The 26,131-nt window shown below is 66.3% G+C and carries 27 protein-coding genes; 15 read left to right on the top strand and 12 right to left on the bottom strand.

All coding sequences use genetic code 11. The features are described from left to right. The first annotated feature begins 73 nt into the window (after positions 1–73). Positions 74–1,009: a 4-(cytidine 5'-diphospho)-2-C-methyl-D-erythritol kinase gene (locus tag HCA44_RS07740; protein WP_169647963.1), complete on the top strand. Its 936-nt coding sequence runs from the start codon at positions 74–76 to the stop codon at positions 1,007–1,009. Further along, entirely contained in the window at positions 1,009–2,799 is a 1,791-nt protein-coding gene (locus HCA44_RS07745; RefSeq protein ID WP_169647964.1) for an ABC-F family ATP-binding cassette domain-containing protein, read from the top strand. The genes HCA44_RS07740 and HCA44_RS07745 overlap by 1 nt, the downstream gene beginning before the upstream one ends. A gap of 36 nt (positions 2,800–2,835) precedes the next feature. Here HCA44_RS07745 and HCA44_RS07750 read toward each other — a convergent pair whose 3' ends face one another. Beyond that, positions 2,836–3,420: a dihydrofolate reductase family protein gene (locus HCA44_RS07750; RefSeq protein WP_169647965.1), complete on the bottom strand. Its 585-nt coding sequence runs from the start codon at positions 3,418–3,420 to the stop codon at positions 2,836–2,838. 91 nt (positions 3,421–3,511) lie between these two features. On the opposite strand from HCA44_RS07750, the gene HCA44_RS07755 reads away from it, so the two are divergent. The 8 genes from HCA44_RS07755 to HCA44_RS07790 all read left to right on the top strand — a co-directional run bounded on the left by HCA44_RS07755 (position 3,512) and on the right by HCA44_RS07790 (position 11,893). Next, positions 3,512–4,087 carry a TetR/AcrR family transcriptional regulator gene (locus HCA44_RS07755; protein WP_169647966.1) on the top strand — a complete coding sequence of 192 codons (576 nt, stop codon included), beginning with the start codon at positions 3,512–3,514 and terminating at the stop codon, positions 4,085–4,087. 159 nt (positions 4,088–4,246) lie between these two features. After that, positions 4,247–4,726 (top strand): nuclear transport factor 2 family protein, encoded by a 480-nt coding sequence (locus HCA44_RS07760; protein WP_169647967.1) that lies wholly within the window; start codon positions 4,247–4,249, stop codon positions 4,724–4,726. A gap of 303 nt (positions 4,727–5,029) precedes the next feature. Beyond that, positions 5,030–6,040, top strand: a complete 1,011-nt coding sequence (locus HCA44_RS07765; protein ID WP_169648099.1) for an ABC transporter substrate-binding protein — start codon at positions 5,030–5,032, stop codon at positions 6,038–6,040. A 71-nt stretch (positions 6,041–6,111) separates the two neighbouring features. Next, complete coding sequence (locus tag HCA44_RS07770; protein WP_169648100.1) at positions 6,112–7,107, top strand: iron chelate uptake ABC transporter family permease subunit; 996 nt, start codon at positions 6,112–6,114, stop codon at positions 7,105–7,107. Between the two features lie 29 nt (positions 7,108–7,136). After that, a complete protein-coding gene (locus HCA44_RS07775; protein ID WP_169648101.1) occupies positions 7,137–7,934 on the top strand; it encodes an ABC transporter ATP-binding protein in 798 nt (265 codons plus the stop codon). Between the two features lies 1 nt (position 7,935). After that, entirely contained in the window at positions 7,936–8,511 is a 576-nt protein-coding gene (def, locus tag HCA44_RS07780) for a peptide deformylase (RefSeq protein ID WP_169647968.1), read from the top strand. Between the two features lie 501 nt (positions 8,512–9,012). Beyond that, positions 9,013–10,341: a hypothetical protein gene (locus HCA44_RS07785; RefSeq protein ID WP_169647969.1), complete on the top strand. Its 1,329-nt coding sequence runs from the start codon at positions 9,013–9,015 to the stop codon at positions 10,339–10,341. Between the two features lie 364 nt (positions 10,342–10,705). Beyond that, a complete protein-coding gene (locus HCA44_RS07790; protein ID WP_346764628.1) occupies positions 10,706–11,893 on the top strand; it encodes an MFS transporter in 1,188 nt (395 codons plus the stop codon). 169 nt (positions 11,894–12,062) lie between these two features. Here the strand turns inward: HCA44_RS07790 and HCA44_RS07795 are convergent, their stop codons facing one another. The 3 genes from HCA44_RS07795 to HCA44_RS07805 all read right to left on the bottom strand — a co-directional run bounded on the left by HCA44_RS07795 (position 12,063) and on the right by HCA44_RS07805 (position 15,039). Beyond that, positions 12,063–12,398, bottom strand: coding sequence for a helix-turn-helix transcriptional regulator (locus tag HCA44_RS07795; RefSeq protein ID WP_169647971.1), 336 nt, complete (start codon positions 12,396–12,398; stop codon positions 12,063–12,065). Between the two features lie 104 nt (positions 12,399–12,502). Then, a complete protein-coding gene (locus tag HCA44_RS07800; protein ID WP_346764629.1) occupies positions 12,503–13,552 on the bottom strand; it encodes a cytochrome P450 in 1,050 nt (349 codons plus the stop codon). 176 nt (positions 13,553–13,728) lie between these two features. Next, entirely contained in the window at positions 13,729–15,039 is a 1,311-nt protein-coding gene (locus tag HCA44_RS07805) for an MFS transporter (RefSeq protein WP_346764630.1), read from the bottom strand. A gap of 76 nt (positions 15,040–15,115) precedes the next feature. Here HCA44_RS07805 and HCA44_RS07810 point away from each other — a divergent pair, with 76 nt between their 5' ends. Beyond that, positions 15,116–16,540, top strand: coding sequence for an FAD-dependent monooxygenase (locus tag HCA44_RS07810; protein WP_169647972.1), 1,425 nt, complete (start codon positions 15,116–15,118; stop codon positions 16,538–16,540). Here the strand turns inward: HCA44_RS07810 and HCA44_RS07815 are convergent. The 3 genes from HCA44_RS07815 to HCA44_RS07825 form a co-directional block, all read right to left on the bottom strand. Next, positions 16,517–17,173, bottom strand: coding sequence for an HAD-IA family hydrolase (locus tag HCA44_RS07815; protein ID WP_346764631.1), 657 nt, complete (start codon positions 17,171–17,173; stop codon positions 16,517–16,519). The two genes, HCA44_RS07810 and HCA44_RS07815, sit on opposite strands and share 24 nt — an antisense overlap. After that, complete coding sequence (locus HCA44_RS07820; protein ID WP_169647973.1) at positions 17,170–18,165, bottom strand: AfsA-related hotdog domain-containing protein; 996 nt, start codon at positions 18,163–18,165, stop codon at positions 17,170–17,172. Before HCA44_RS07820 ends, HCA44_RS07815 begins: the two co-directional genes overlap by 4 nt. Before the next feature lie 516 nt (positions 18,166–18,681). Further along, positions 18,682–20,130 (bottom strand): MFS transporter, encoded by a 1,449-nt coding sequence (locus tag HCA44_RS07825; RefSeq protein ID WP_169647974.1) that lies wholly within the window; start codon positions 20,128–20,130, stop codon positions 18,682–18,684. A 155-nt stretch (positions 20,131–20,285) separates the two neighbouring features. On the opposite strand from HCA44_RS07825, the gene HCA44_RS07830 reads away from it, so the two are divergent. Together HCA44_RS07830 and HCA44_RS07835 are read left to right on the top strand one after the other, a co-directional pair. After that, positions 20,286–20,999 (top strand): FadR/GntR family transcriptional regulator, encoded by a 714-nt coding sequence (locus tag HCA44_RS07830; RefSeq protein ID WP_169647975.1) that lies wholly within the window; start codon positions 20,286–20,288, stop codon positions 20,997–20,999. A 133-nt stretch (positions 21,000–21,132) separates the two neighbouring features. Then, the gene (locus HCA44_RS07835; protein WP_169647976.1) at positions 21,133–21,630 is read left to right on the top strand and encodes a hypothetical protein; all 498 of its coding nucleotides are present in this window, start codon (positions 21,133–21,135) and stop codon (positions 21,628–21,630) included. Positions 21,631–21,758: 128 nt separating this feature from the next. Here HCA44_RS07835 and HCA44_RS07840 read toward each other — a convergent pair whose 3' ends face one another. The 5 genes from HCA44_RS07840 to HCA44_RS07860 form a co-directional block, all read right to left on the bottom strand. Next, entirely contained in the window at positions 21,759–22,070 is a 312-nt protein-coding gene (locus HCA44_RS07840; protein WP_169647977.1) for a hypothetical protein, read from the bottom strand. Between the two features lie 418 nt (positions 22,071–22,488). Beyond that, positions 22,489–23,577, bottom strand: a complete 1,089-nt coding sequence (locus HCA44_RS07845) for a hypothetical protein (RefSeq protein ID WP_169647978.1) — start codon at positions 23,575–23,577, stop codon at positions 22,489–22,491. 318 nt (positions 23,578–23,895) lie between these two features. Beyond that, positions 23,896–24,309, bottom strand: a complete 414-nt coding sequence (locus HCA44_RS07850; protein ID WP_169647979.1) for a hypothetical protein — start codon at positions 24,307–24,309, stop codon at positions 23,896–23,898. 137 nt (positions 24,310–24,446) lie between these two features. Further along, complete coding sequence (locus tag HCA44_RS07855; RefSeq protein ID WP_169647980.1) at positions 24,447–24,788, bottom strand: hypothetical protein; 342 nt, start codon at positions 24,786–24,788, stop codon at positions 24,447–24,449. Beyond that, positions 24,785–24,955: a hypothetical protein gene (locus HCA44_RS07860; protein WP_169647981.1), complete on the bottom strand. Its 171-nt coding sequence runs from the start codon at positions 24,953–24,955 to the stop codon at positions 24,785–24,787. The genes HCA44_RS07855 and HCA44_RS07860 overlap by 4 nt, the downstream gene beginning before the upstream one ends. Before the next feature lie 174 nt (positions 24,956–25,129). On the opposite strand from HCA44_RS07860, the gene HCA44_RS07865 reads away from it, so the two are divergent. Then, positions 25,130–25,492 (top strand): hypothetical protein, encoded by a 363-nt coding sequence (locus HCA44_RS07865; RefSeq protein ID WP_169647982.1) that lies wholly within the window; start codon positions 25,130–25,132, stop codon positions 25,490–25,492. A gap of 91 nt (positions 25,493–25,583) precedes the next feature. Next, a complete protein-coding gene (locus tag HCA44_RS07870; RefSeq protein ID WP_169647983.1) occupies positions 25,584–25,982 on the top strand; it encodes a hypothetical protein in 399 nt (132 codons plus the stop codon). Positions 25,983–26,131 lie beyond the last annotated feature (149 nt).

Consider the following 26,131-nt stretch of genomic DNA (forward strand, 5'->3'; position numbering starts at 1 on the left):
ACGCGGCGACAGTGGCTCGGCGCCGACCTGTGCATTGTGGTCCGACGCGGCGCGGCGCCTATTGTGGAACATTGTGCTTTCCGTCGTTCACAGCCCGCTCGTGGTCAGGGCACCGTCCAAGGTCAACCTGCATCTCGGTGTCGGCGACCTGCGCGACGACGGCTACCACGAGCTGACCACGGTGTTCCAAGCGCTGTCGCTGAGCGACACGGTCTCGGTCGTGCCCGCCGACGAACTCGGCGTCACAGTCCGCGGCGCCGACGCGGCGTCGGTGCCCGCCGATTCGACCAACCTCGCGTGGAAGGCCGCCGAGCTGGTCGGCGCGGCCGTCGGGCGCACCCCGGGCGTGCACATCACGATCGACAAGGGCATCCCCGTCGCGGGCGGGATGGCAGGCGGCAGTGCGGACGCCGCCGCGACGCTGGTCGCGCTCAACGCGCTGTGGCAACTCGACCTCCCGCGTACCGAGCTCGACGCGCTCGCGGCGCGGCTCGGCAGCGATGTCCCGTTCGGCCTGCACGGGGGCACGGCGCTCGGCACCGGGCGGGGCGAGAAGCTGCTGCCGGTGCTGGCGCGCAACACCTTCCACTGGGTGCTCGCGCTCGCGAAGACCGGCCTGAGTACTCCGGTCGTGTTCGGCGAACTCGATCGCCTGCGCGCGAGCGGGCAGACACCGCGGCTCGGCGACACCGAACCGCTGCTGCACGCGCTCGCGGCGGGCGACGCGGCCGCCCTCGCACCGCTGCTCGGCAACGACCTGCAGGCGGCGGCGCTCTCGCTCGATCCGTCGCTGCGGCGCACGCTGCGGGCGGGCGTCACGGCGGGCGCGCTCGCAGGCATCGTGTCCGGATCCGGCCCCACGTGCGCGTTCCTGTGCAGCGACCGCGACTCGGCGGTCGAGGTGAGCGCGGAACTCGCCGGTGCGGGCGTGTGCCGCACCGTCCGGATCGCGACCGGCCCCGTCGCGGGTGCACGCGAAGTGAAATCGGAGTCGGAGGAATCCCACTGATGGCCAATCTCGTCAATCTCGAGCAGGTGTCGAAGTCGTTCGGCGTCAAGCCGCTCCTCGACTCGGTGTCCCTCGGCGTCCAGGAGGGCGAACGCATCGGCGTCGTCGGCCTCAACGGCGGCGGTAAGACCACGATGCTCGAGGTGCTCGCCGGGCTCGAAGAGCCCGACGCGGGCCGGGTGAGCCGCGTGAACGGGCTGCGCATGGCCGTCGTCACCCAGCGCGGTGTGCTGCCCGCGGGCTCGACGGTGCGCGACGTCGTGCTCGGCCCGCTCGGTGTGGCCGAACACGAATGGGCGGGCGACGCGCGGATCCGCTCGGTGCTCACCGGTATCGGCATCGACGAACTCGGGCTCGACGCCCGCGTCGACGGGCTCTCGGGCGGCGAGCGGCGCCGCGTCGCGCTCGCCGCCGCGCTCGTGCAGGAACTCGACCTGCTCGTGCTCGACGAGCCCACCAACCATCTCGACGTCGAGGGCGTGCAATGGCTCGCCGAGCATCTCGTGGCGCGCCGCAGCGCGCTCGTCGTCGTCACCCACGACCGGTGGTTCCTCGACACGGTCGCGACCCGTACGTGGGAAGTGGTGGGCGGCAGGGTCGAGAGCTACGAGGGCGGCTACAACGACTGGATCTTCGCGCGCGCCGAACGCGCCCGGCAGGCCGACGCCGCCGAGGAGCGGCGCCGCAATCTCGCGCGCAAGGAACTCGCGTGGCTGCGGCGTGGCCCGCAGGCTCGCACGTCCAAGCCGCGCTATCGCGTGGAGGCCGCCGAGGCGCTCATCGCGGACGTGCCTGCCCCGCGCGACTCGGTCGCGCTCGCGTCGTTCGCCAAGCGGCGACTCGGCCGCGTCGTGGTCGAACTCGAAGACGCGCGGCTCGAGTCGCCCGACGGCCGCGTCCTCGTCGACCGGTTGACCTGGCGTCTCGGCCCCGGCGAGCGGGTCGGGCTCGTCGGCGTCAACGGCTCGGGCAAGACCACGCTGCTGCGCGCGCTCGCGGGCGACACGCCGCTCGCGGCCGGCAAGCGGATCGAGGGTCAGACCGTGCAGATCGGTTGGCTCCGGCAGGAACTCGACGACCTTCCGACCGACATGCGCGTGCTCGAGGCCGTGCAGGACGTCGCCGAGCGGATCACGTTGGGCGACAAGGAGATCTCGGCCGGCCAGCTCGCCGAGCGGCTCGGCTTCACACCCGCGCGGCAGCGCACGCCGGTGGGGGACCTGTCGGGCGGCGAACGACGCAGGCTGCAGCTCACCCGTGTGCTGATGGCCGAACCGAATGTGCTGCTGCTCGACGAGCCCACGAACGACCTCGACATCGACACCCTCCAGCAGCTCGAGGATCTACTCGACGGCTGGGCGGGCACCCTCGTCGTCATCAGCCACGACCGCTATCTCGTCGAACGCATCGCGGACTCGACGTGGGCGCTGTTCGGCGACGGCAAGCTCACCAATCTGCCCGGCGGCATCGAGGAGTACCTGCGCAGGCGCGCCGCATCGGGTCCGAGTGCGACGCCGTCGGTCGCCGCGACGGTCGGCGCCGACGCGCCTGCGAGCGCGGGCCGGGCGCGCGGGGGAGCGGAAGACCGCGCGGCCCGCAAGGAACTGGCGCGCCTCGAACGCGCCGTCGCCAAGTGCGAGGAGAAGGAGGCGGCGCTGCACGTGAAGCTCGCCGAGGCCGCGACCGATCCGGCCCGGCTGCAGGAACTCGACGCGCAGCTCAGGGCCGTCGTCGCCGAGAAGGACGCGGCCGAGGAGCAGTGGATGGAGCTGGCCGCCGACCTCGACTGAATCCGTTCACGCGCGGCGCCTCCCGAGTAGGTGCCCTCAGGCTGCCGGACGCCGATACTCCGCGAAGACGACCCCGGACTCGAACGCCTGTGTGCTGGTCCGCTCCCATGCGGCCGGGTCGTACTTGCCCGCCTCGAAGAGCGGGATGCCGTCGCCGAGGATCACCGGGTTGATCTTCAGTGCGAGCCGGTCGATCTCGTCGGTGAGCGCCGCGGCGAGTGCGCCGCCCCCGCACAACCAGATGCCCTTCCCTTCTTCCTGTTTCAGCGCACGAACGGTGTCCACGGGGTCGACGTCGGTGAACTGCACCTCGCCGCTCCCGGGCTGCGCCCCGTGTGTGCGGGTGAAGACGATCTGCCGCAGGTGCTGGTACGGGTCGGCCAGGTGGTGGTCGGGCATGCCGACGGCGTAGGTGTTCCAGCCCATGAGCACCGTGTCGAAGGGACCGTCGGCGACCGACAGGCCGACGGCCTCGGCCAGCTGCGTCGGTGCCGTGCCGCGGTAGCGCTCCCAGATCGGTCCCATGTGGTCGCCTTCGGCGAGGAAGGTGTCGAATTCGCCGCCGGGGCCCGCGATGTATCCGTCGAGGCTGACCGCAACGTAGTAGGTGAGTTCTCGCATCGTTTCTCCGCTCGCAGTGAGGTGCTACGACAACAACAGTTGTAGTGGTTTCAAAGTACAACAGGTGCAGTGGTTGCGCTAGTGTTCGTTCATGGCCAAAAACGAGGCACGTCGTCGCCTGCTGGCCGACGCGGGCATCGCGGTGCTCGCGCGCGAGGGGGCGCGGGGGCTGACCCATCGCGCGATCGACAAGGAGGCCGGAGTTCCCGGCGGCACCACGTCGAACTACTTCCGCAGCCGAGGTGCGCTGATCACCGGGCTGTTCGAGCGGATCGGCGAGAGAATCGGACCGACCGCCGAGGATCTGGCCCGGCGGGCCGGTCGGAAGCCCAGCCGTGCCCTGTTCGCCGACTACATCCGCGACATCGTGCGGCGCATGACGACGGAAGCCGACGTCGCGAGGGCCCTGTTCGAGCTGCGGCTGGAATCGGGACGTCGGCCCGAGTTCGCCGAGATCGTCGGCGGGTGGCTCCGTGCCGGATTCGACGGAGACCTCGCGTTCAACCGAGCCGCCGGACTACCGGGCGGCCGCCGCGAGATCGCGTTGTTCCACTACGCGATCGACGGTCTGCTGTTCGACCTTCTGACCACGCCGATCGATCCCGAGGTCTCGACCGACGAGGTGATCGACGTGCTCGTCGCGGGCCTGCTGAGCGAGGAGGAATGACGGCGGTCCGCCCGGCAGACCAGCTCGACTGAATCGTTACGCGCGCGGCGGCGCGTCCGATGGACACGCCGGTGTCGATCGTTCTCCTGCCCCGAGTACGTGTTCCCGGCTAGGGTTCGAAGGGACGGTGTGCATGTCGTGTCCTCAGGAGGCGCGGGAATGGATCTCGAGTCGATCAAGGCGATAGAGCAGCTCAAGGGCCGTTACTGCCGCGCGCTCGACACCAAGTCGTGGCCCGAGCTCGCCGCCACCCTCACCTCCGACGTGTCCGCGATCTACGGGCAGTACCTGCACTTCGACAGCCGTGACTCTTTCGTGTCCTTCCTCGAGAACACACTGGGCACGCACGTCATCACCGAACACCACTGCGGACAGCCCGACATCGACGTCGACGGCGATCATGCGACCGGCGTGTGGTGCCTGTCGGACATCACGATCGTGCCCGAGGACAACCTGCTGCTCCGCGGATCGGCGTACTACCACGACGAGTACGTCCGCGGCCCCGACGGTCGGTGGCTGATCTCGCACACGGGTTACGAGCGCACGTGGGAGTCGGCCATCTCGCTCGCCGATCTGCCGAGCTTCCGGCTCGGTTTCAACCGTTGGGACGCGCCCGAACCGCCCGCCGCGTCGGCGTAGCCCGGCCACCTGCGAACCGGACGGCCCCGGCGTCGGAGGCGTGGCGGGGGGCTCGTAGGCTGGGCCGCGCCGCACCTGCGGCCGTTCCACGGCGAGTGAACCCGGTGCGATTCCGGGACTGACGCGCAACGGTGACGGGCACCTCGCCCGCAAGTCCGATCTCTCGGCGTGGAATGCGTACGTCCGTCCGGCTCCGCGACCGAGCCCCGAGCGAGGAGAACCTCTCCCGTGTCACTGTCTGCGCGCTCGCGCATGTCCTTCATCGCCCGTCCTTCCCGTGCCGCCGTCACGTCGCGGGTCGCGATGCTCGCAGTGGCCGCGGCGTGTGCCGCGGGATGCGGCGCAGGCGTCGCCGACTCCGGCGAGAGCACGACCGACTCCGGCGGGGGCGCGTATCCGCTCACGCTCGAGAACTGCGGGCACACCGTCACCGTCGACGAACCGCCGCAGCGTGCCGTCGCGCTCAACCAGGGCGCCGCCGAGATCATGCTGTCGCTCGGTTTGGCCGACCGCATGGTCGGCACCGCCACCTGGACCGACCCCGTCCGGGAGAACCTCGCCGCCGACAACGAACGGGTACCGCGACTCGCCGACGACAAGCCGTCGCTCGAGGTCGTGCTCGACACCGAACCCGACTTCGTCGCCGCGTCCTTCGGCGGAACGCTCGGCCCGGGTGGCGTCGCCACACGCGAACAGTTCGACACGCTCGGTGTGCCCAGCTATCTGTCGCCCACCGACTGCATCGGCAAGACGGACCAGAGTGTCAACGCCGACGGTGCCCGCACGGAACCGCTCACGATGGATACGGTGTACCGCGAAATCCGGGACATCGCAGCGGTCTTCGACGTCGTCGAACGCGGTGAGCAGTTCGTCGCCGACCTCGAGGCGCGGTACGCGGCCGCGGCGGGCGATCTCGACGCCGCGGGAACGTCGCTCGCTTTCTGGTTCGCCGATCTGCGCACGCCGTACCTGGCGGGCTGCTGCGGATCGTCGGGCATCATCACCGATTCTGTCGGCGCCACCAATGTATTCGCGGACACCACCGACGAGTGGCCGCAGATCGGCTGGGAGGTCATCGCCGAGCGTGACCCGTCCGCGCTCGTGCTGGCCGATCTGAGCAGGCGCAGCATCGAGGGCGATGCCCTCGACAGCAAGATCGCCTTCCTGGAGAGCGATCCCGTCACGCGCGAGATGCCCGCCGTGCGCGAGCGACGGTACATCGTCGTCAACGGCGCCGATCTCAACCCGTCGATCAGGACGGTCGACGGCATCGAGAAGGTGGCCGTGGCACTGCGGGAGTGGGGCGCCGAGTAGTGACGGGTGTCCTCGCGCCGCCGGCACGCCGGGCGGCCGGATCGGGTCGGCGTCCGGTGTTCGTGATCGCCATGGCCTGCGGTGCCGTGCTTCTCGTGCTCTCGATCGCATTCGTGATCACGATCGGTCCCGCCTCCCTGTCGGTCCCCGACGTCTATCGCATCGTGCTCGGTCACCTCGGTGCGGGCGACGGTGCCGGGGTCTCGAAGGTGAAGGACGCGATCGTGTGGGAGCTGAGATTGCCCCGCACGCTGCTCGCGGCGCTGTGCGGCGCGGGTCTCGCACTGTGCGGCGTCGTCCTGCAGTCGCTGCTGCGCAACGTGCTCGCCGATCCGTTCGTGCTCGGTGTCTCCTCCGGCGCGTCGGTCGGCGCCGTCTCGGTCGCGGTGCTCGGCGTCGGCGGCGGGGTGCTGTCGCTGTCGGCGGGCGCGTTCGCCGGGGCACTCGTGTCGTTCGGGCTCGTGCTGGCGCTCGCGTACGGCGCGGGCGGCGGCACGTCGCGCATCGTGCTCGCGGGAGTTGCCGGTACGCAGTTGTTCTCGGCGCTCACGTCGTTCATCGTGATCTCGTCCGCGGACGCGGAACAGACGCGCGGCGTGCTGTTCTGGCTGCTCGGTTCGCTCGGCGGTGCCGACTGGACCCTGGTGACCGCGGGCGCCGTCGTGCTCGTGGCGGTGCTGGCGGTATGTCTCGCGCACGCGCCCGCGCTCGACGCGTTCACCTTCGGTAACTCCGCGGCCTCGGCACTCGGCGTCTCGGTCGTCCGGGTGCGCACGACCCTGCTGGTCGCGACGGCGCTGCTCACCGCGGTCCTCGTCGCCGCGGCGGGGGCCATCGGGTTCGTCGGCCTCGTCGTTCCGCATGCCGCGCGCTTCCTGGTCGGAGCGACGCACACGCGCCTGCTTCCCGCCGCGGCGCTCGCGGGTGCGCTGTTCATGGTGTGGGTGGACGCCGTGGCGCGCACCGTCTTCGAGCCGCAGGAGGTGCCCGTCGGGGTCGTCACCGCACTCGTCGGCGTCCCCGCGTTCGCGGTGATCCTGTTCCGCATGCGCGGGAGTCACTCGTGAGTACCACCGGATCCGGTGCACCCGTCGTGCTGTCGGTGGAGGACGTGAGCGTCGACCGCGGCTCCGCGCGCGTGCTCGACGGCGTGTGCTTCGACGTGCGCGAACGGGAGACAGTCGGCCTGCTGGGGCCGAACGGGTCGGGAAAGTCGACTCTGCTGCATGTGCTTTCGGGCGTGCGGCGGCCGAATGCGGGAAGCGTTCTGCTCGACGGTGCGCCGCTGCGCTCGTGGAATCGCAAGCAGGTGGCGCGCCGTGTCGCCCTGGTCGGGCAGCACGCCGACACGGAGGTCGACGTCGACGTCGCGGACGTCGTGCGGCTCGGTCGCGTGCCGCATCGCGGACTGTTCGGAGCGAGCGGCGACGACGCCCGCGCCGTCGACGCGGCTCTCGACGCGACCGGGATGAGCGACCTGCGCACCAGGCGGTGGCGTTCGCTGTCCGGGGGCGAGCGTCAGCGAACGCAGATCGCGCGGGCGCTCGCGCAGGAGCCGCGTGAACTCGTGCTCGACGAGCCGACGAACCATCTCGACATCCGGCACCAGCTCGACATCCTGTCGCTCGTGCGTGACCTGCCGTTGACCACCGTTGTCGCGCTGCACGATCTGAACCTCGCCGCGATGTTCTGCGATCGCGTCGTCGTCCTCGACCGTGGCCGTGTCGTCGTGGTGGGTGCGCCCGCCGACGTGATCGACGAGGATCTCGTGGCGCGGGTGTACGGCGTTGCGGCGGACATCACGCTCGACGACGGCACGCCCGCGATCCGGTTCCGCACGGCCGCAGCATTGCACGAGGTCGGCCGGTGGGGCACCCTCGAGGCAGGAGGTTGAGATGCCGGTTGCCGAATTGCTCCGCCTGGGAACGCCCCGCACCATCGTCCGCTGGGGCGATCCTGTGTTGCACACGCCCGCGCGCGCGGTCACCGATTTCGGGGCGCCGCTGCAGGAACTGCTCGCGGACATGTTCGCCACCAACACGGCGGCCGACGGTGCCGGATTGGCAGCGCAGCAGGTAGGCGTCGATCTCGCCGTCTTCGTGTACGACTGCGCCGACGACACCGGCGCCCGCCGTGCGGGTGTCGTGTGCAATCCCGAGCTGGACCTGCCCGAGGGCCGCGACCGGCGACTCGTTTCGTTCGGCGAAGGGTGCCTGTCGTTGCCCGGCGCGTACGTCGATGTCGATCGGCCGGATATCGCCACCTGCCGTGGCTTCGACCAGTACGGCGACCCGATCGAGATCACCGCAGGCGGCACCCTCGGCCGTTGCCTGCAGCACGAGACCGACCACACCAAGGGCACAGTGTTCGGCGACCGACTGTCCACGCGGGCACGCACACAGCTCTACAGGCAGTTCGAGCAAGGCGCGCACCGCTATCCCGACGACTGGCCGCAGTCTCCGATTCGCTGAGGCGCCGCTCAGCGTCGTCGGCCGAAGGGCGTGATCAACCGGTCGGGCGAGTCCTCGGATCGATGTGCAGGCCGCTTCTGGTGCCGGTCGAGAGTCGTCGGATCGGCCTGTGGCACGCGGGTGTTCGGACACCGACACATGGCGGAGACCAGGCATTGAAGGTTGAATCCGTGGATCCCCCGGATTCGAAAGCTGCAGATTCAGGTCGCCTCGCGGGCTTCGCCCAGCAACATTCGCTGGCTTCACTGATCGCGAATCTCCCGAGTCCAGAGTGAATTCGAATGGCAGAGTTGGTGAATTGGTGACGGTGGTGGTAAGCCGTTGCCGATTTCTGCATGCCGGGGTGGGTCCGATGCTCGGCGGTGGGTTTTCGGTGTCGGTGTCGGGTGGTAACCGTGTTGCTGCCATGTGGCGAGTCCGGGAGAGGTGCTCGGTCGCATCGGCGCGAGTTGCAGGATGCACCGCGCTCCTGCGGGTACTGGCAACGAGGGAGGGACATGGATGGGAAGTAGTCAGGGGCGATTTGTGGTGGTGTTGATCGCGATTGCCGGTGTGGCAGGTCTCTCGCGGGCGTCGCGTCGAGCCCCCCGGAGTGGCCTGTTGCAGAACCGCCAGGTGGGCGTCGGTGTTTCGTCGACATCAGCATATCCGCTGGAAGCGCGGTCTGTTCTAGAAGAGGCGTCCGATAGCGAGATCGATTCTGCTGCGGCGAGCGCACGTGTTGCGATGTGGGTGGGAGCTTGGTCCGTTCTGGTTCTTGGAATGGGGGTCAGTGCCCTAGCTGCTATCGTGTGCGCCGCCTATCAGGGTCTTTCAACGAGTGAGTCAGTAGACCGTGCCGGCGATTTCGATGCGTGGCGATCGTCATGGACCGGATTGCTGGATCCGCAGACGGCACTGACGGTGAATGTTGGGCTTGTCGCGATCACTCTGGCGGTCAATACAGCGGTATCACCGGCACGTAACGATGCTCGCACGCTCGAGGCAGCAGTGGAGACGTCGGTGTGGACGACGGTGATGTCGTGGCTGGCGCTGTGTGCGGGCGCGCTCAGTGTCACGGCGGCGGTTATTGTCGCGGCCGGGATTGGCATAGATCCTCGGCACAATATTGGTGTCGCGTTGGGCGTCGCGCTCACTGCTGTTTTCTCTGTTGGGTTTGCCGCAACAGTGCGAATGTCGGACCACTCGGGTGCTGGAAAGCGGCTGTCCACCATCACTGCGAGCAAGAGGCTCGGACAGCTGAGGGGCCGACGCGCGCGATTGGTTGGCGTACCTTCGCAGCCTGAGGGACTGTGGCGGCAATTCGCTGTTTCCACCCTTTTGACTTTCGCCCTGACCCTCATGGTCGTACTGCTCATCGTGGTGTGGCTTGCTGGCGACATTGCTGTCGTCGAATCGGATTACATTCCGGTGTTGATAGGTGTGGTCTTCGTATCGCAGTGGTTCTCGTGGCAGGCAGTCTCAGTCCGGTGGAAGTCTCAAGCTCGTCGAGACTCCCACCGTGAGAGGCCGGCGTGGGTTCTGCTCGCGGTGGGTGGTCTCTACACGGCGTCGATGGCTTTCCTCGCGTACTCGCCCTGGGATGACACCAGTGACCTCACAGTTGTAGCGATATTGACGGTGGCGATGGCCGCGCCACTGTGGATTATCGGGGCGCTCGCGTGGGCCGCGGGTGTGCGTGCGCGAGGTGAAGGGTGCCGTCTGGTCAGGTGGGTCGGCTGGTGTTCATCCGGTATTTGGTACTGGGTTGCGTACGACCTCGATCGCGAGATTTCGCGGTTGGGCCAGCGTATTAGCCGGCTGAACGAGGCCAGGGCCAACGCGGGGTGAGGGTTCAGGCGCGCTATTCGCAGGCGACCTTCCTGGGCTCGCCCGAGAACTCGAGGAGCGCCGATTGCGTTGGCGGAGCAGGCCAGTTCAGCGGGTTTTCCGTCTCCTCGAACACATGGCGGTTGTCGCGACACTGGGACGTTCCTACCGTTACGTGGCGGGCATGCCGCTCACCGGCTCCGTGACCGTCCTCCCGGTAGCCGCGGCCCTGGCCTATGATGTCGCTGAGGCCAGCAGGATTGGGTTGAAGTCCTGGGGCGCGTGTGTTTAGGTGGCGCTGGTAGAGCCCTTCGGGGCGTGCGGTTCCTGACCGTCCGGGGACTGTGTCACCATCCCGTCAGGGCGGCCATGAGGCCGCCCTGTCATGTCTGTTCGGATTCTGTCCTCTCGGTTGCCGGTCGCGAGTCTGTGGCTGGTGTTCTTCGTCAACGGTGTCGTCCTTGCGAGCTGGGCGCCGCGGATCCCGCAGGTGAAGTCTGAGCTGGATCTGTCCGACTCGGCGCTGGGTTTCGCGTTGTTCGGTGTGGCCGCAGGATCGGTCCCCGCCCTGGTGTCGACCGGTCTACTGCTGCGGTACGTCTCGTCGCGGCGGGTGTGTGTGGTGTCCGGGTTGGCGTTTGCGGCGTTTCTGCCGCTGATCTCCGCTGCCGAGGGCCCCGTCTCGCTCGGGGTGGTGTTGATGATGCTTGGCGCTGCGAGTGGCTGTCTCGATGTCGCGATGAACACGGCGGGGCTCGAGTTCCAGCGCGATAGCCGCGCGCAGGTGATCTCGCGTTTGCACGGCGGCTACAGCCTCGGCGTCCTGGCCGGCGCTGCAGGCGGTGCGTGGGCCACACATCTGCAGGTCAGTGTGTTGGCCCATTTCGTCGTGGTCAGCGTCGTGCTGTGCCCGCTGATTGTCGGCGCCGCAGTTCATTTCCCCGATGCCGCGCGCACGGCATCTCACGCAGCCGAGTTTGCGGCAGAGGTTCCTGGCGACCGCAGTCGGCAGACGGCAGGCCCTTGCCTGTCGGTGGTCCCTGTGACTGTGGCCGCGCTCGCGATCGGCGCCCTGTTGCTCGAGGGCATGGTCACGGACTGGTCGGCGCTGCTTGTAGGTCGCGATTACGACGGCGGTGCGAGTGTCGGCGCCGCGGTCGTCGTGGCGTTCAGTGTCGCGATGTTCGTGTCACGGTCAGCTGGCGACGTGCTCGCTGCGCGCTTGGGCCACCGTCGACTACTGGCAACATGCTCCGCGGTCATCGCGGGCTCACTTCTCGTCGGACTTGCACAGCCCACTGCGACTGGGGTGTTCGTATCGCTCACCGTCGTGGGCCTTGCTTCGGGGCCGCTGTTTCCGCTTGCAGTTTCCCTCGCGTCCGAGAGATCACGATCGACGGTGGCCGCGGCGGCGGCACAGGTGAGCGCAGTGGGTTATCTGGCGTACCTGGCCGGGCCGCCGATGATCGGCATGGTCGCCGGTGTGTGGACGCTGCCAGTCACCGTCGCCGTCGTCGGCACAGCCTGCGCTGTCGTCGTTGCCACGGTCGCCCTCACGGCCCGCACTACCTGACAGCACAACGCACGCAACGCAGTTGCTTGCGAGGGTGCCGACTCCTCTCGCACGGTGGCGCTCACCTCGACACCACAGTCGACGGGGTCGAACAAAGCTGGCCATGTGGGGATCCGGCGATGGCGACCGGCCGATGCTCGAATTGTGCGAGTGAACTAGCGGCCGAGCGCTACTGGCTGCCGACACGTCCCTTGCGGTCGGCCGCAATGATCTGGTCGAGCAACCCGGGGAACGCCGACTCGAGGTCGTCGCGGCGCAGCCGGGTCATGCGGCCGTTTCCAACGTCGCGTTGCCAGACCAGCCCCGCGGTCCGGAGCACCTTGAAGTGATGAGTGCGTGTGGACTGGGCCCACGGCATTCCGAAGACGCTGCAGAACTGCTCGGTGCCGTCCGGCTGCTCCGCGAGCTGGGCGACCACACTGCGTCGATTAGCGTCGGAGAGGGCGTGCAGGATCTTCGACAGATCGAATTCTTCGAGATCTGGATGTCCGTCCTTGTCAGCCATGGCAACCGCGTCCCCTTTCCGGCGACTCGCTCATTGTTACTAGATACCTAACATCTACTAAATAAATGGTACCTATCGAACGCTCGGGTTGCACACCTGTGTTATCAAGCAAGGCGATCCACAGGCAGACTCAATGGCCGGTGCACGAGCACACCTGTATCCCAGGCCAAGGTTTGCGGATCCACGGCGAGGCGCAGGTCCGGAACACGGTTGGTGAGCACTGCCATCACCTCGATGATCTCCATGCGCGCCAGTGCCGATCCCATGCAGTGGTGCATCCCATAACCGAACTGTAGGTGTCGCTTCCCCGACCGGGTCGTGTCGACCAGCCACGGGTCCGGGAACACGTCGGGGTCGCGGTTCGCCTCGTGAGCATCGGCGTAAACGGTCTCTCCCTCGTTGAGGATGCCAGTGGAGAAGCGGACATCGTGTGCTGCGATGCGCGGAAAAGTGGAGATCCGTCCGAGTGGGAGCAAGCGCAACAGCTCTTCGACCACGGTGGGAATGGTGGTCGAGTCGGCAGCCATGAGCTCCCAGAGGTCATGTTCGACGAGAGCGGTGTACACGATCTTGGACAAGACGGACAGGACGTTCTGGTCGCCTCCGACGAGGGAACCGAGCAGTGTGGCAGCGAATTCGGCGTCGGTGACTGTCGGCTCGATGGTATCCCGCGCGTCGAGCAGATCTTGAATCAGCCCGACGTTCAGTGGGCGTCGGCCGCCGACCAGGTCTTCGATATAGCCGTACAACTCCCAGAAGTCTTCGAGCAATCGCGGCACGTCGGTGTCGTGGGCGAGTTGCATCTCCCGCGACAGGTGTCGGAATTCGGGGATATCCGCTCGCGGTATCCCGAGGTAGTCGGCATTCACAGCGATCGTGAGCGGATCCAGCACGTCGATCATCAGATCGACAGGCTCACCTGCAGCGAGGGAAGAGAGTAGACCGTCGACAGCCCTGTCGGTGAGGCGACGAACGGCCGGCGCGAGTCCGGTCATCGTGTTGACGCTGTATGCCGAAGCGACGAACCTCTTGAGTCGCCCGTGGTCTGGGTGGTCGAGGTTGAGCAGCATGTCCGGCGGCATGATCGTCGGCAGGAAGCTGGGGCCGTCGGCGACGTTGGTATCGCTACGAATGAACGAAACGTCGGTCAGCACCTGGTGTACGTCGGCGTAGCTCGTCAGGTGTACCGCGGTGTGGCCCGTTGGCAGTGTGACTCGAGGAAGCCCACCCGGCGACAACTCCGATCTGCGAGAGATCATCGCGGGTGGTGTGATGCCGGGGATGGTTCGGATGTCGAAACGGACCCGGCCAGGGTTCGTGGGGGCAGACATCATGCCTCCGTGGTCGAGTTGGCGTCCTTGCCTCGGACGAGGAGGATCGCGACGGTGATTGCGACCAGTAGCCCGATCACGCCGGTGATCGTCGTGGTGAAGGCAGTGCGGTAGACCTCGGCGTTGCCGGGCTGGCCCGCGGAGGTGTCCTGCGCTGCCGCGCCGGTGAGATGGTGGCCGACGACCGTCGAAAGGACGAACGCGTAGCCGGCGACGAACACAGCCTCGCTGCCGATCCGGAAGAAGTTGAGCAGCCCTGCCGCTGTGCCCGTGCGTTCAGCGGGGACCACAGCGAGTGCGTGCCCGTCGACGAGGCCGATGGGCAGGCCGAAGCCGAGACCGAGCAGGACCATCGGGACGATCACCCATGCGATCGAACGGCCCTCGGACAGTAGAAGAATCCCGGCATTGCCGAGGACGAGCGCAGCCAGGCTCGCGTAGACCACCGATCCGACATGGATGGACCGGACAGAGTTGATCAGCTTGGCGACAGCGGTCGGCGCAACGAGCACAGGAATGGTCATAGCCAGCATGACCAGCCCTGCGCTACCGGGGCTCATCGCCTTGATACCGCTCAGCGCGGACGGCAGATAGGTCAGGAGCGTGACGAAGCCGATGGAACCGGCGACGGGGACTAGGCACATCGCGAGGAACTCCCTGTTGCGCAGCAGGGACAAATCGAGGATCGGCACGCGTTTGCCGCCGGTGGTCACCGATGTGGGAGAAGCGCCGGGGAGAATCCGAGCGCTCGCGGCGGCGATGGCCAGCACTATGGCCTGCACGATGAACACGCCGCGCCAGCCGACGCCTGCGACCAGTAGGCCCGAGACTGTCGGTCCCAGGGCAAGTCCGAGGCCGTTGATGGTTCCGAACAGTGCGAATGCCTTGGTTCGAGCAGTGCCCTGGTAGGCGTTCGAGAGCATCGAGCTAGCGCCGGTAAGGATGGCTGCGGCGCCGATCCCGGCGACGATTCTCGCCGCGTCGAGGACGATCAGTATCGGTGCGACGGCGCTGATCACACTGCCTGTGGTGAACAGGGCTGCGCCGAGAGCGAAGGTCACTCGGTAGCCGATCCGGTCACTGACTGCGCCCCAGGCGAGGACGCCGAGCGCAAAGGCGACATTGAAGCCGTTGACAACCCATTGAAGGGCCGTGGGTTGGGCACCGAGGTCGCCGGAGATTCTCGGCAGGGCTATCGCGGTGCCGGCGATGGACATCGGCGTGACGAACTGCGCGGCAAGGACTATCGGGAGCGTCCAGCGGCTCGGGGCCGGAGTGGTGTCTACGGAGGCGTTCGAGGTGGCGGTCACAAGAAAGTCTCACTTCCGTCGTAGGTACTACCGTTATAGTAGCTCGTATGAGTGTTGTGCAACCACGGCCGAGATCATGAACGCACCGATCCATGTCGACGTCGACGTCGTCATCGTCGGGGGAGGGCCGGTAGGAATGCTTCTCGCTGCCGAGCTCGCCCAACGCGGTGTGAATCCGCTGGTGGTCGAGTCGCGGACCGCCGTCGACGAGCGACCCCGCGCGGGAACTGTGCATGCCCGGTCGCTGTCGCACCTCGCCCGCCGGTCATACGTTGCCTCAGTTCCGCCCGACGAAATTGTCAGTGTCGCAGGTGAATTGCGCAGCACATCGTTCCAGTTCGCAGGCGCACCCGGGCTGACCCTGAGTGCACCGGCAGAAGAACCAGCACCACTGGCCGGGATCCCGCAGGCAGCCCTCGAGGCGGCATTCGAGCGGCGCGCACGTGGGCACGGAGCCGACATCAGGCGCGGTATGACCGCGAAGACCATCGAAACGGTCGTGGATGCGAGCGGCAGCCCCGGTGTGCAGGTCGAGGCCGCCCCCAGTGGTAGCGCCACGGGAACCGACATCACTGTGCACGCACAGTTCTGTGTCGGCGCCGACGGTGCACGCAGCCTGGTTGCCACAGCCGGGGCCTTCCCGGCCGTGGAAGTCCCGCCGACGATGACGGCTTTCTCCGCGCTCGCACGCTCAGGGCGCGCTGGACCGCCGCCGGGCTGGAACCAGACCACGGACGGCTGGACGATGCACAACCCGAGCGCTATCGGTCAAGGCCGTGTGATCGGGATGGACTTCAGTGGCCCGGCAACGGACAGATCCGATCCATCGGAAGCCGAATACCTCGCGACGATGACGGCAGTCCTCGGCACCGAACCCGACCTGACGGACATCTCCCATCTGACCCGATTCAGCGACTATGGTCGCTACCACTCGGTCCTGCGCGACGGCCGGCTGCTGCTGGTCGGCGATGCTGCCCACATCCACTACCCGCTCGGAGGGCAAGGGCTCAATACCGGCATGCAAGATGCCTTCACTCTGGGATGGCGCCTTGCCGACGTGGTCAAGGCCAAGGCGCCCATGGACACTCTCGACGACTGGTCTCGCCGACGTGCTGCCGTTGCGGCAGTCGTCGTCGGCAACACCGTTCTCCAATCGCGAATGATGAATCCCGCTATGAGCGATCTTCGAGACGCTGTGCAGGCAATGATGACGGTACCTGCGATCCACGACGGTATCGCGGAGATGATCTCCGGCCAGTTCCAACCAGGATTTGTTACCGATTGCGCCGTTACCGACCGGACTACAGGGGAGGTGACGAGCCTTACGCGCCTGCTGCGCACGGGGCGCGCTGTCGAGCTCCGCGTCGACGAGAACGTGCCACGACTGGGGGAGAACGACCCGGATCGGATAACGATGACAGGCCGGATCGCTCCCGCCCCGCCGTGGCGCGCGGCGTACATCGATCCCGATGGCTACCTACGCTGCAGCATCACCCAGTAGCGCCCGGATCTCGCCGATCGCTTGGTCTGCGTCGATAAACTGCACCGCTGACCAGCCTGCTTCCCTTGCGGCAATACAGTTCTCCGCGAGGTCGTCCAGCAGGAGACAGTCGTCCGGCGCGACACCGTTGCGCTGCGCCGCGAGCGCGAAGATTGCAGGATCAGGCTTACGTACACCGACCTTGCACGAGTCGACGAAGTCGGTGGCGACGTCGTCGAGCCCGACCATCGGTCGCCAGTACGGCTCCCACTCGTGGACGTTGTTGCTCAGCACGCCGACCGCAGTACCCGCTGAAGCCAGTTCGACTGCGAAGTTTCGAACCTGGCCGTTCACGCGATGGCCGTCGAACCACTGCCGTCCGAAATCGAGCTCGCTCCGAGAAAGATCCATTCCAGGGTGTTCACGGCTGATCACAGTATGGATCTGGCGAACCCACGTGTGCTCGTCGATCATTCCGAGCTCGATCGGGGCGAGGGTCGGCATCGAATACTCGGCACCCACCGTTGCCATCGCCTGCTGGAGCACAGGTGTCGGTATGCCGGTGCGGGCAGCGTAACTGGCGAAGAGTGCTGTCAGTGGTGGTGAGAGGACACCACCGAAATCGAACCAGACGAATGTCTCGGGTGTACTCACTGAACCAGCGTCCAGATATCGACAGGCATCACTTGCAGGCCCACGCGTCCCGAGGCGACGGTCGCGTCGTCTTGCATGATGCGAATCTCGGCGGTGACGCCACCTTCCCTGTCGGGGTCGAGTGCGGCGACAGCCCGTGCCATGGTGGCGATCTCGAATTCAGCGAACTTGCCGAAGCTGATCTCGAGGTGGTGCATGACCATGCGACTGGTGTCGAGCCCGAGCGAGGCATTGGTCGCGGCCATCGCGATCTGTCGAGCTGCTTCGAACTGCAGCATGCCGGGCACGTGGTCAAGGGCGTGGTCGAACAGCGACGGATGGTTCGTGTCGATCACGGTAAGTGCGCTGATCTCGCCTGCTTGGAACGCCGGATTGGCCAAGATCGCGTTGCGCGGGTTGTTGCGTCCGACGGCGCCGGGACGCATCCGCGCCACCGGGGAAGGTGCCGGAATCTGAGGGGCCTCAGGAAGTCCCAACTCTTGGCGCCCCCGGTGCCTGATGCGCGCCCACACGTTAGCCGGCATCCACTGGTACACCATCGTTTCACGAGCTGCGATCTGCTCCTCGATGTACGCCGTCATCTCCAGAGTCAGGCCGATGACCGTGCCATTGCGCTTCTTTTCCGCGAGAACGTCTGCAGTCACGGTGCAATGGCCCGGGCACGATCCGATCCGGAACGTCTCGCCATCGACGATCTCGAAGTCCGCGGACCCGAAGACGAACTTCTGGGCACGCTCGACGCCGACGAAAGTGTGGGCGTAGTAGATCGCAACCTGACGGAACACCTCGATGAGCAGAAGCGGGTCGTAGGTCGTCGCCGTCCCCCGGTGGTCGCTGAAGTAGGAGTGGTTCCTGGGCAACTGCGCTGCGAAGACGGCGCCATTGCAGTAGCGGCGTGCGTCGGTGAGGAACACCTCGGCGATGGACTCACGGTGAACGATGTCGCGCGGGATGTTCCGGTCGAATGACAGGTCTTGGACAGTTGCGGTCATGTGGCCCCCTCCGGGTCAAGAAACGGTGTAAGACGCGAATCGTTCGACGGAACCCACGAAGACAAGGCTAGTAGGTTCGCTAAGTATCGTACCTTCCGCGTTCATAGTGCCTATCAGTGTCGACGTCGGCGCACAATCCGAGCGGCGAAGATCACACACTTCGATGGTCACGCATTACCAGCGGAACTCGGAATACTTCTGGTGGTGTATGGATCGACGCTGACTGTTGGCAACATGCTCCGGGATTGTCGGGGTTCGCTTCTCGTCGGATTTGTACAGCTCACTGCGGCTGGGGTTTTCGTTTCGATCGCCGCTGTGGGGTATCTGGCGTACCTGGCCGGGCCCCTGATGATCGGTATGCTCGCCGGTGTCTGGACGCTGACGGTCGCCGTCGCCGTCGTCGGAGTTGCTTGTGCTGCCGTAGTGGTGCGCAGTCGAGCGTGGCGGGCCGGTGAGGTGCCCCGCACGCGTGAGCGTGTGGGGCACGTGGAAGAGGTTTGCCGCAGTCTGGTCTCGTCACCGTGGTTCTGCGAGCGACGGTTCGTCGAGCTGCGGGTCGGGTGTCGTGGTGCGTCGGCGTTGGCTGAGGGTGGCGGCGGTGCCGCCGACGAGGAGGGTGAGCACGGCGAATCCGCCGTAGAGGTAGTGCGCTTGGGCGAGTGGGGTGTCGGCGGCGTTGACGAGTACTCCGGTCAGGGCTGCCCCGAGCGCGTTGGCGACAAGTTGGACGATGTTGATCGCTGCTGAGGCTTTGTCGCCTTCGTTCGGGTCGCTGACGCTGTGCATCGCGCCGGATGCCAGGTGGGGCCATGCGATTCCGATTCCGGCACCTGCCACGGCGAGGGTCAGTGCCCACAGGAGGACGCGGGTGCCGGTGGCGGAGTCGGCCTGCAGGAGGGCGGTGCCGGCGAGTCCTGCCGCGATCACGATGGGGGAGGCGAGCACGATCAGCCGGGTGGTGCGCGGTCGCGAGGCGCTGGCGCTGGGTAGTTCCCCGAGTGTCCATCCAGCGGCGATGGCTGCGCCGAGGAAGCCCGCGGCCAGCGGGGCGAGTCCGCCGAGACGCTGGCCGAACAGTGGGACGAAGGTCTCGGTCGTGGATGCGATCGCGAGTACTGCGATCGTCAGATAGATCCAGCGCAGGGGTGAGCCGGGGGTGAATGTCACTGCGGGGAGCACGCTGGCATCGGATCGGCGCTCGTGGAGGTAGAACAGGACGAGGAGCGTGAGGCCGACGGTCACGCCGGCGATGGTCGCGGTCTGCGAGTCCAGGATGCTTGCGACGCTGACGGACAGGGCTGCGGCAACCACGAGCAGTAGAGACAGGACGGGGAATTGTTCTCGCGGGGCGGGCTCCGTGGGCGCAGTCAACGCTCGGGGAACGATGGCTGCGACGCAGAGTGAGGCGACGATCAGCAGCAGGAATGCGATGCGCCAGTGCGTGTACTCGGCCATCGCGCCGCCGAGTGTCGGGCCGAGGAAGGTTCCCACGCCCCACATCGCCGAGATCAGGGCGGTGCCGCGTGCCCACAGTGTTGCGGGCAGGCTCGAGCGGATGAGGGCATAGCCCAGTCCGGCGAGGAGGCCGCCGCCCAGCCCCTGGATTACGCGTCCGGCGAGCAGCACGTACATCGAAGGGGTGAGCGCGCACATCGCGGAGCCTGTGGTGAATGCGGCGAGTGCGACCAGGTAGGCGGTCTTGGGGCCGGCTGTTCCGAGGATGCGGCTCACGAGCACCGAGGTGACGACCGAGCCGAGGAGGAAAACTGTTGTGGCCCAGGCGTAAAGCTCCTGGCCTCCGATATCGTCGATGGCGGAGGGTAGCAGGCTGGTGGTGAGGAAGGCATTGGTCGCGTAGAGAGCGACACCGCCGGCGAGCACGGTCATGCCGGAGCGGTGTTCTCGGCCGAGGAGTTGGCTCCAGGTGCCGTGATCGGCCGGGGAGGACGCGTAGCTGTCGGTCATGAGGATCGCCGCCCTTTTCCGTTTGGCTCGAAGCGGGTGTTGGAGATCTGGGTGTGGCCACCCTAGCAAAGTCGTCAGACGTCTGGTGACTGTAGTGCGGTGAGGTAAGCTGCCGGGGGAAAGCTGAAGCATGCGACGGGGAAGGGCGGCTAGTGATGGCGCTGAAGGCTGTGCAGGTCACGCCGACCACACTCGACCAGGTGACAGCCCAGATGATCGAGCAGCTCAACAGCGGGGAGTGGACGGTCGGCAGCAAGCTGCCCAGCGAGGCCGCGCTCTCGCAGGAAATGAATGTATCCCGCTCGGTGGTGCGTGAAGCTATTCGCGGCTTGGCGCGACTCGGGATGCTCGACCCGGTGCATGGTTCCGGCACCTATGTGCGCACCCGGCACAGCCCCACCGCGATGCTCGAAGGGCTCGACCACGCGGGTGTCGCGGAGATCTTCGAGGTCCAGATGGCCTACGACGTCCAAGCTGCCGGACTGGCTGCCGAACGGCACACGGCCGCGCAACTACGGCGGCTACGCAAGCTTCTTGCGAAACGTGATGCGTCGGAGTCTGACCGGTCGGACCCATTGCAGTTTGCTGTCGACGATTCGGAGTTCCATCTCGCGATCGCCGAGATCGCCGGTAATCCGCTTCTGCACGAGACCTACAAGTACTTCGTCGGCAGGCTGCGCGACGGCTTGTATCTCGTACATTCCGACACTGCGATCCCCTCGTGCGGGCACGAGTCGCACGCCGCGATCGTCGACGCGATCGCCTCGCGAGACGTTGCAGCGGCCCGCGCAGCAGCCTACGAGGTCGTGTCGATGGCCATCGCCTCGATCGGAATCGGCGACCGGCAGCCGTCCGAGGAACAGCGATAGTGGCCGCTCCTGCCGCGGTCGTCGAACACGACTGCTTCGTGGTGCTTTCGTCGCGCGGCCGTTTCGGACGTCGCATTGCCAAACCAGCCCCGCGGGCGTAGCAGCTCGAAGCGGTGGACGATAGGGAGCGTTGATGATTGTCCCCGTCCTTGTCGATTCCTCGGCGTTGCCTAGTTTGGGCGCGTTCGGGGTCGGTGATCATCTGAGCTCGCCACTGCTGTGGAGTGCGCGTCTGTCGCCGCAGTACCGCTTCCTGGCGGAAGGATGGCAGCTACCTGTGCGCTGCGGCGTCCCTGGTTATGGTGTCTGCACCGCGGCGGGTGGCACGTTGGGCATCACCATCCGCATCGTCGATCCGGTCGAAGTGCGAGAGGGAGATTCGATTCTGCTGGACGCTCCGTTGTCAGCTACTCCCTGGGTCGACGGGCCTGTGACGAGCGGTGTAGTGACGCGCATCCGGCTCGTCGAGGTCGTCGTCGGCAGCGGAGACGACGCGGACGGGCACGTCACTGTCTGGTCGACGCCCGGGCCGATCCCTTCTACGGCCGCCCTGACCGACATCGATTCCGCTCCTTCCGATCTCACGGGCGAGCGCGTGCAACCGGCGACTATCTCCACCGGCTCGTGCTGATTTCCTTCTCGTTTGCGGATCTGTGAGTACGTTGGTGTGTCCCTGACGTGGCGTGCTCGGTACGAACAATCCTGCGGCGAAGAGGCTTCCATTGTTTCGGGGGGGGGGAGCTACCCGACTTCTCATGTTCAGGCGCGTGCGATGAGGATTGTGGTGTCGAGGGGAATGGTGGCGGGGTCTATGCCGATGCGTGGGTACGAGATGGTGAGGGTAACGGTCTCGTCGGGTGGGGGGAGCGGGCTGAGGAAGTAGGTGGCGCCGGTTTCGGCGGTGTGGCTGTAGCGCGCCCCGGCGTGGTGCCACGGGCTGTCTGAGTCGGTGTCGTCCGGTGCGTCGGGTGGGGTGCACGTCTTGTTCGTGACGACTCTGCCGCTGGGTAGCACGATCCCGAGGTAGACCCTGCCGATGTGGAAGGCCTTGGCGAGGTGGCTGACGTTCACGCGGTCACCGAGCGGCGAGTGGTGTGGTCGTGTGTCCCGGGCGACGAGGTCGAATGCGATACCGGTGGTGTACCGACGCAGGCGGGCGAGTTCGAACCGGGTCGTGTATTCGGTGTCGAAAACGAACGGAATGGGGCCGGCTGTTTCGTGAACGGGGCGCGCCGTGGTGGCTTTCGGAATGCGGGCATGGCGCGGCGTTGGGCCCTGCGCTGCTGCTCGCGGGCGTGGCGGTCGGCGAACTGCGCGAGGTGGGCGGCATCCTCGGGTGAGGGCTCTCCGATAGTTGCCCAGTACTGCACCGAGGGTCGACAGCGTTTCCGGTAGTGGCGTGCGAAATCCGGCGCAATCGGCGAAGACAAGCGGTGGGGAACAGCAGTGTTGCGGCCAGGTGCCGACAACCGGTGTCGACGGCCTGGCTTTACGTGTCGCGAGCGGACGAGCTGAAGAACTCGTTGCGGATGTCGGCGGTGAGTTCTTCGTAGTCCATGCCGTAGGTCTGCATTGCCCGGTGTAGTGCCTCGATTGCCCCTTCGAGGGGGCCGATCCGTGGGCTGAGGGCGCGGGTGTAGGAGCTGATCGCTTGTTGTTGTGTGATGAGGCCGATTTTGGCGGGAAGTCCTGTCGCGAGTGTCCATTCGGCGTTGGGATCGTGGTAGAGGCGCTCGAGCGTTCTGTTGGGGAAGTCTTCGTCGATGGTGCCGGCGTCCATGCGGTCGAGGGCTTCGCGCACCCAGCCGTATCGAGTCAGATTCGCGCGTTCGAAGGCGCGGCGTACGCACCAGCGTGTGAGGGCGCGTTGTGTGTCCGGAGTCGCGGCCTCGATGGCGTCGAGGAGGTCGCGGTCGAGTCCTGCGACTTTGCGGCTGGTGAAGATGGCGTCGAGTGCTGGGGTGAGGGGTTTGCCTCCGTATTGCGCGAGCTGGTGGCGCACTTCCCATGCTTGTTCGCTTTGCGAGGGGACGGTGACGACTTCGCCGTTGCTGTCGCGGATGTGGACGACGCTGGTGTCGAGTTCGGGAAGCGCGTTGGCTCCGGGGGACCAGACCCGATCACGCTTGACCAGAGTCTCGATGGTTGGTGGGCCGGCTGCGGCTTGGTTGTCGGTGAGCCAGAGGGTGATGAGGTACGTCTCGACAGGTTCGGTGACTTCGTTTGCCCAGTGGCTGTCGCGGCCGCGGGCGTGCGCGCGGAGACGGTAATCGCCTGCCGGGACCGGCGGCAGGTCTGCGGCGGTGCCGTCGGTCGCGGTCACGAACAGCGGGCTTGTGGCGTGGATTCGGGTTTCTTCGACGACGTCCCAGCTTTCGGTGTCGACGACGGTGGGAGGGCTCTCGACCAGGTCCACGGTGATTGTTGCCGGGCCGTAGGAGATTCCGGTGTAGAAGGCGACGAACTCGTCGCCGGTGTCGAGGAGGGTGCCGTGTGCAGCCGGTTCGGTGAAGTCGACATCGAGGACGCCGAACGGGAATTGGTGGTGGTCAGCGATGACAGTGCCGGTGTGCGGCATCGGCTCGGTCCCTTCTCGTCGTCGTTGATCCGGAGGACGGTTCTCGCTTGCGGTTCGAGTCGAGACGGCGCCGGTTCGGTTATCGAACGGGTGGAAACGTGCTTCAGGTGCCGTACTCGAACTCGTACCATCCGCCTCCGACTGAGTCGAGCCGAGTGAACTGTGTGGGGGTCGGACTGCATTGTTCTCCGTACAGCCAGCCCACGATCGAGATCGTGGACGATTCTGTGCTGACGAAGTAGACACACCCGTCGGCACGCAGATCCACCGGCGTCAGTCTCGTGAGTCACCATCGGGTTCGATTTCCTCGCTGTACGGTCAACCGGTACTCGACGGTCGGTCGCGCAGGCCGGTGGCGAAGTTTCGCGGGCGGGGTTGCGCGAACAGGATCGCTGCGGTGATCAGCAGGAGGCAGCTGACGATGGCGACACCGAACAAGAAGACCTGGCCGTAGAGAAAGAGCACGAAAAAGCGCGCGTGGATCGCGATGAACGGAACCAGGATGAGCGACCTGAGCGCGGAGTAGCGGCCCTGGCGTTGGAGGTATTCGCTGATCAGGCAGACGGCGATCAGCGCGATGCTCAGCGGCAGATTGAGCCATTCGGCGGCGTTGTCGATCCAGGTCTCGCCGCCACCGATGGTGTCGCGGCTGACCGGGTAGACGCAGATGCCGAGAAGGACCGCGACCACCCAATATGGCGTGGCGGTTGCGATTCCCTTGTTGGCACTCACGTCAACTCCTTGAATTGCGTGCACCCTACAAGCCCGCCGAGCCATCCTGCAGTGGAGGGTGTTGAGGCGTCGGGTGGGGGCAGGCATTGCCGAACAGCAGACGCTGTGCATCCGGCAGCCTGCTTCGTCGGAACCTGTCAGGGCCCGCCTAGGATTCCGTACGCCTCGTACTTCCCGTGCCATTCGAGGTAGAGGTTCATCTGCAGGGATGCGCCGCCGAGCCCGAGGATGGGCTGGCCGAACGGGTGCAGCGTCTTGATCTGGGTGTAGTTGTACCCGCGTTTCGCTGGCGGTGCGTCCATGGGGGCGAAGTTGCTCGGATGATAGGTGCGGCCCTCGTGACGGAGAACGTTCGGTGGCGAGAAGACCCAGTTCGGATTCTGGTACTTCACGCCGAAGTAGGCGTACGCGGCGACGATGAGCATCGCGACACACAGTGCCCCTGCGCGCAGTCGTGATGCGGTTCGGCTCGAAATCACTCGGATGTCACCTCGTCGAACATGATCTGCTCGGCCTGGAGTGCGCCTGCAGATGCCTTGCCGCGGCCGATCTCGGACCGCCGGTACGTCGCGGTGCGGACCTTGCCGGCGTGCCTGGACCCGTTCGCGACTGCGACGAGGGTTGCGGGCAGTGTCGGCCAGTTCATGCCGCGAAGATACTTGCTCTGCGTCCCGGTGTGCCCTGCGGCAGCGGGTTTGGTGACCAGGCGGGAATTGGAGTGGGGTCGCCTCCGCTCTGATGCCACGAATTCCAGGCGGGTATGTGGAACCGGCGCACTTCCACGCGGAATCGCAATGCGTATGGCGGATACTCTGCTTGTATGGGTGAAGCGAGCAAGGAGCTAGCCGCTGCGGTTGACGAGTTCGTGGCGGTCCTGCCGAAATCCGGGGAGATCGTGGAGAAGGCCAAGGCGATTCTCGAGCTTCTGAACGCCGAGGTCGCCGCCACCGACCAGGATGTCGAGCGGCTGCGGGCGCTGGATGATCAGCCGGAAGGCGTGCAGCTGGCCATGGCGTCCCGCAGGGGGAAGAACAGTGTGCTCCGCGCGGAGCGGGCCAGGTGGCGGGTGATTGTGGATCGGTTGTCGGACGCGCCGGCGCCTGAAATTGACACCGATCGGGGAGCGTACGCATACATCAGCAGAGAGCCTGACCAGGCGACAGATCAAGGCGAAGATCGGTAGCCGAGGAGCCTGATCAGGTGGGGGAGATGTAGTTCACCAGAGGTTGTCGGCAGGTCCGGTACTGCTGCGCTGGGCAACTACAGTTCCGAGGATGACAAGTGATTCCGACGGTGAGATCGATTCGGGTGACGAGCTCTTCGAAGACGTCCACCAGGAGTATTCCGTCATATTCGATACCTGGGAGATGCAGTGCGCTCGACACATGCTTGCGGGCCTCATCTTGGGGCAGCGGCGTGGCGGAATCCAGCTTGTGTCGTTCTCGGTGGCGCCGACAGATGATCTGATCGAAGCGGTTATCGACTACTACGGAAACGCTGATACAGCGAGGATCCGTATGGGCTACCGATACACACTGTCGAGACTTAGCGTGATGGCCGGAGATGACGACCCTGCATCAGCGGGCACGTTGTACTTGGAGGACATGTTCACGGCGCCATTGAGCATGCCGGGTGATCCAGTGGACGGCGTCCACTGGATCACCCGGCCATGACCACTCGTGTTTCAGCAAAGCTGTGGCCTCTCCACCGCAATACGCGCTGATGACTCTGACGTTTCGCGGCCGACTGGCAGCCAGTAGTTGCCATCCGGATAGACCGGGATTCGCCACTCGGCGTTCGGCGCGCGTGTCTCGTGAGGACC

Origin of the sequence: Rhodococcus sp. HNM0569, from assembly GCF_012726205.1 — a bacterium.
GTDB lineage: Bacteria > Actinomycetota > Actinomycetes > Mycobacteriales > Mycobacteriaceae > Rhodococcus_F.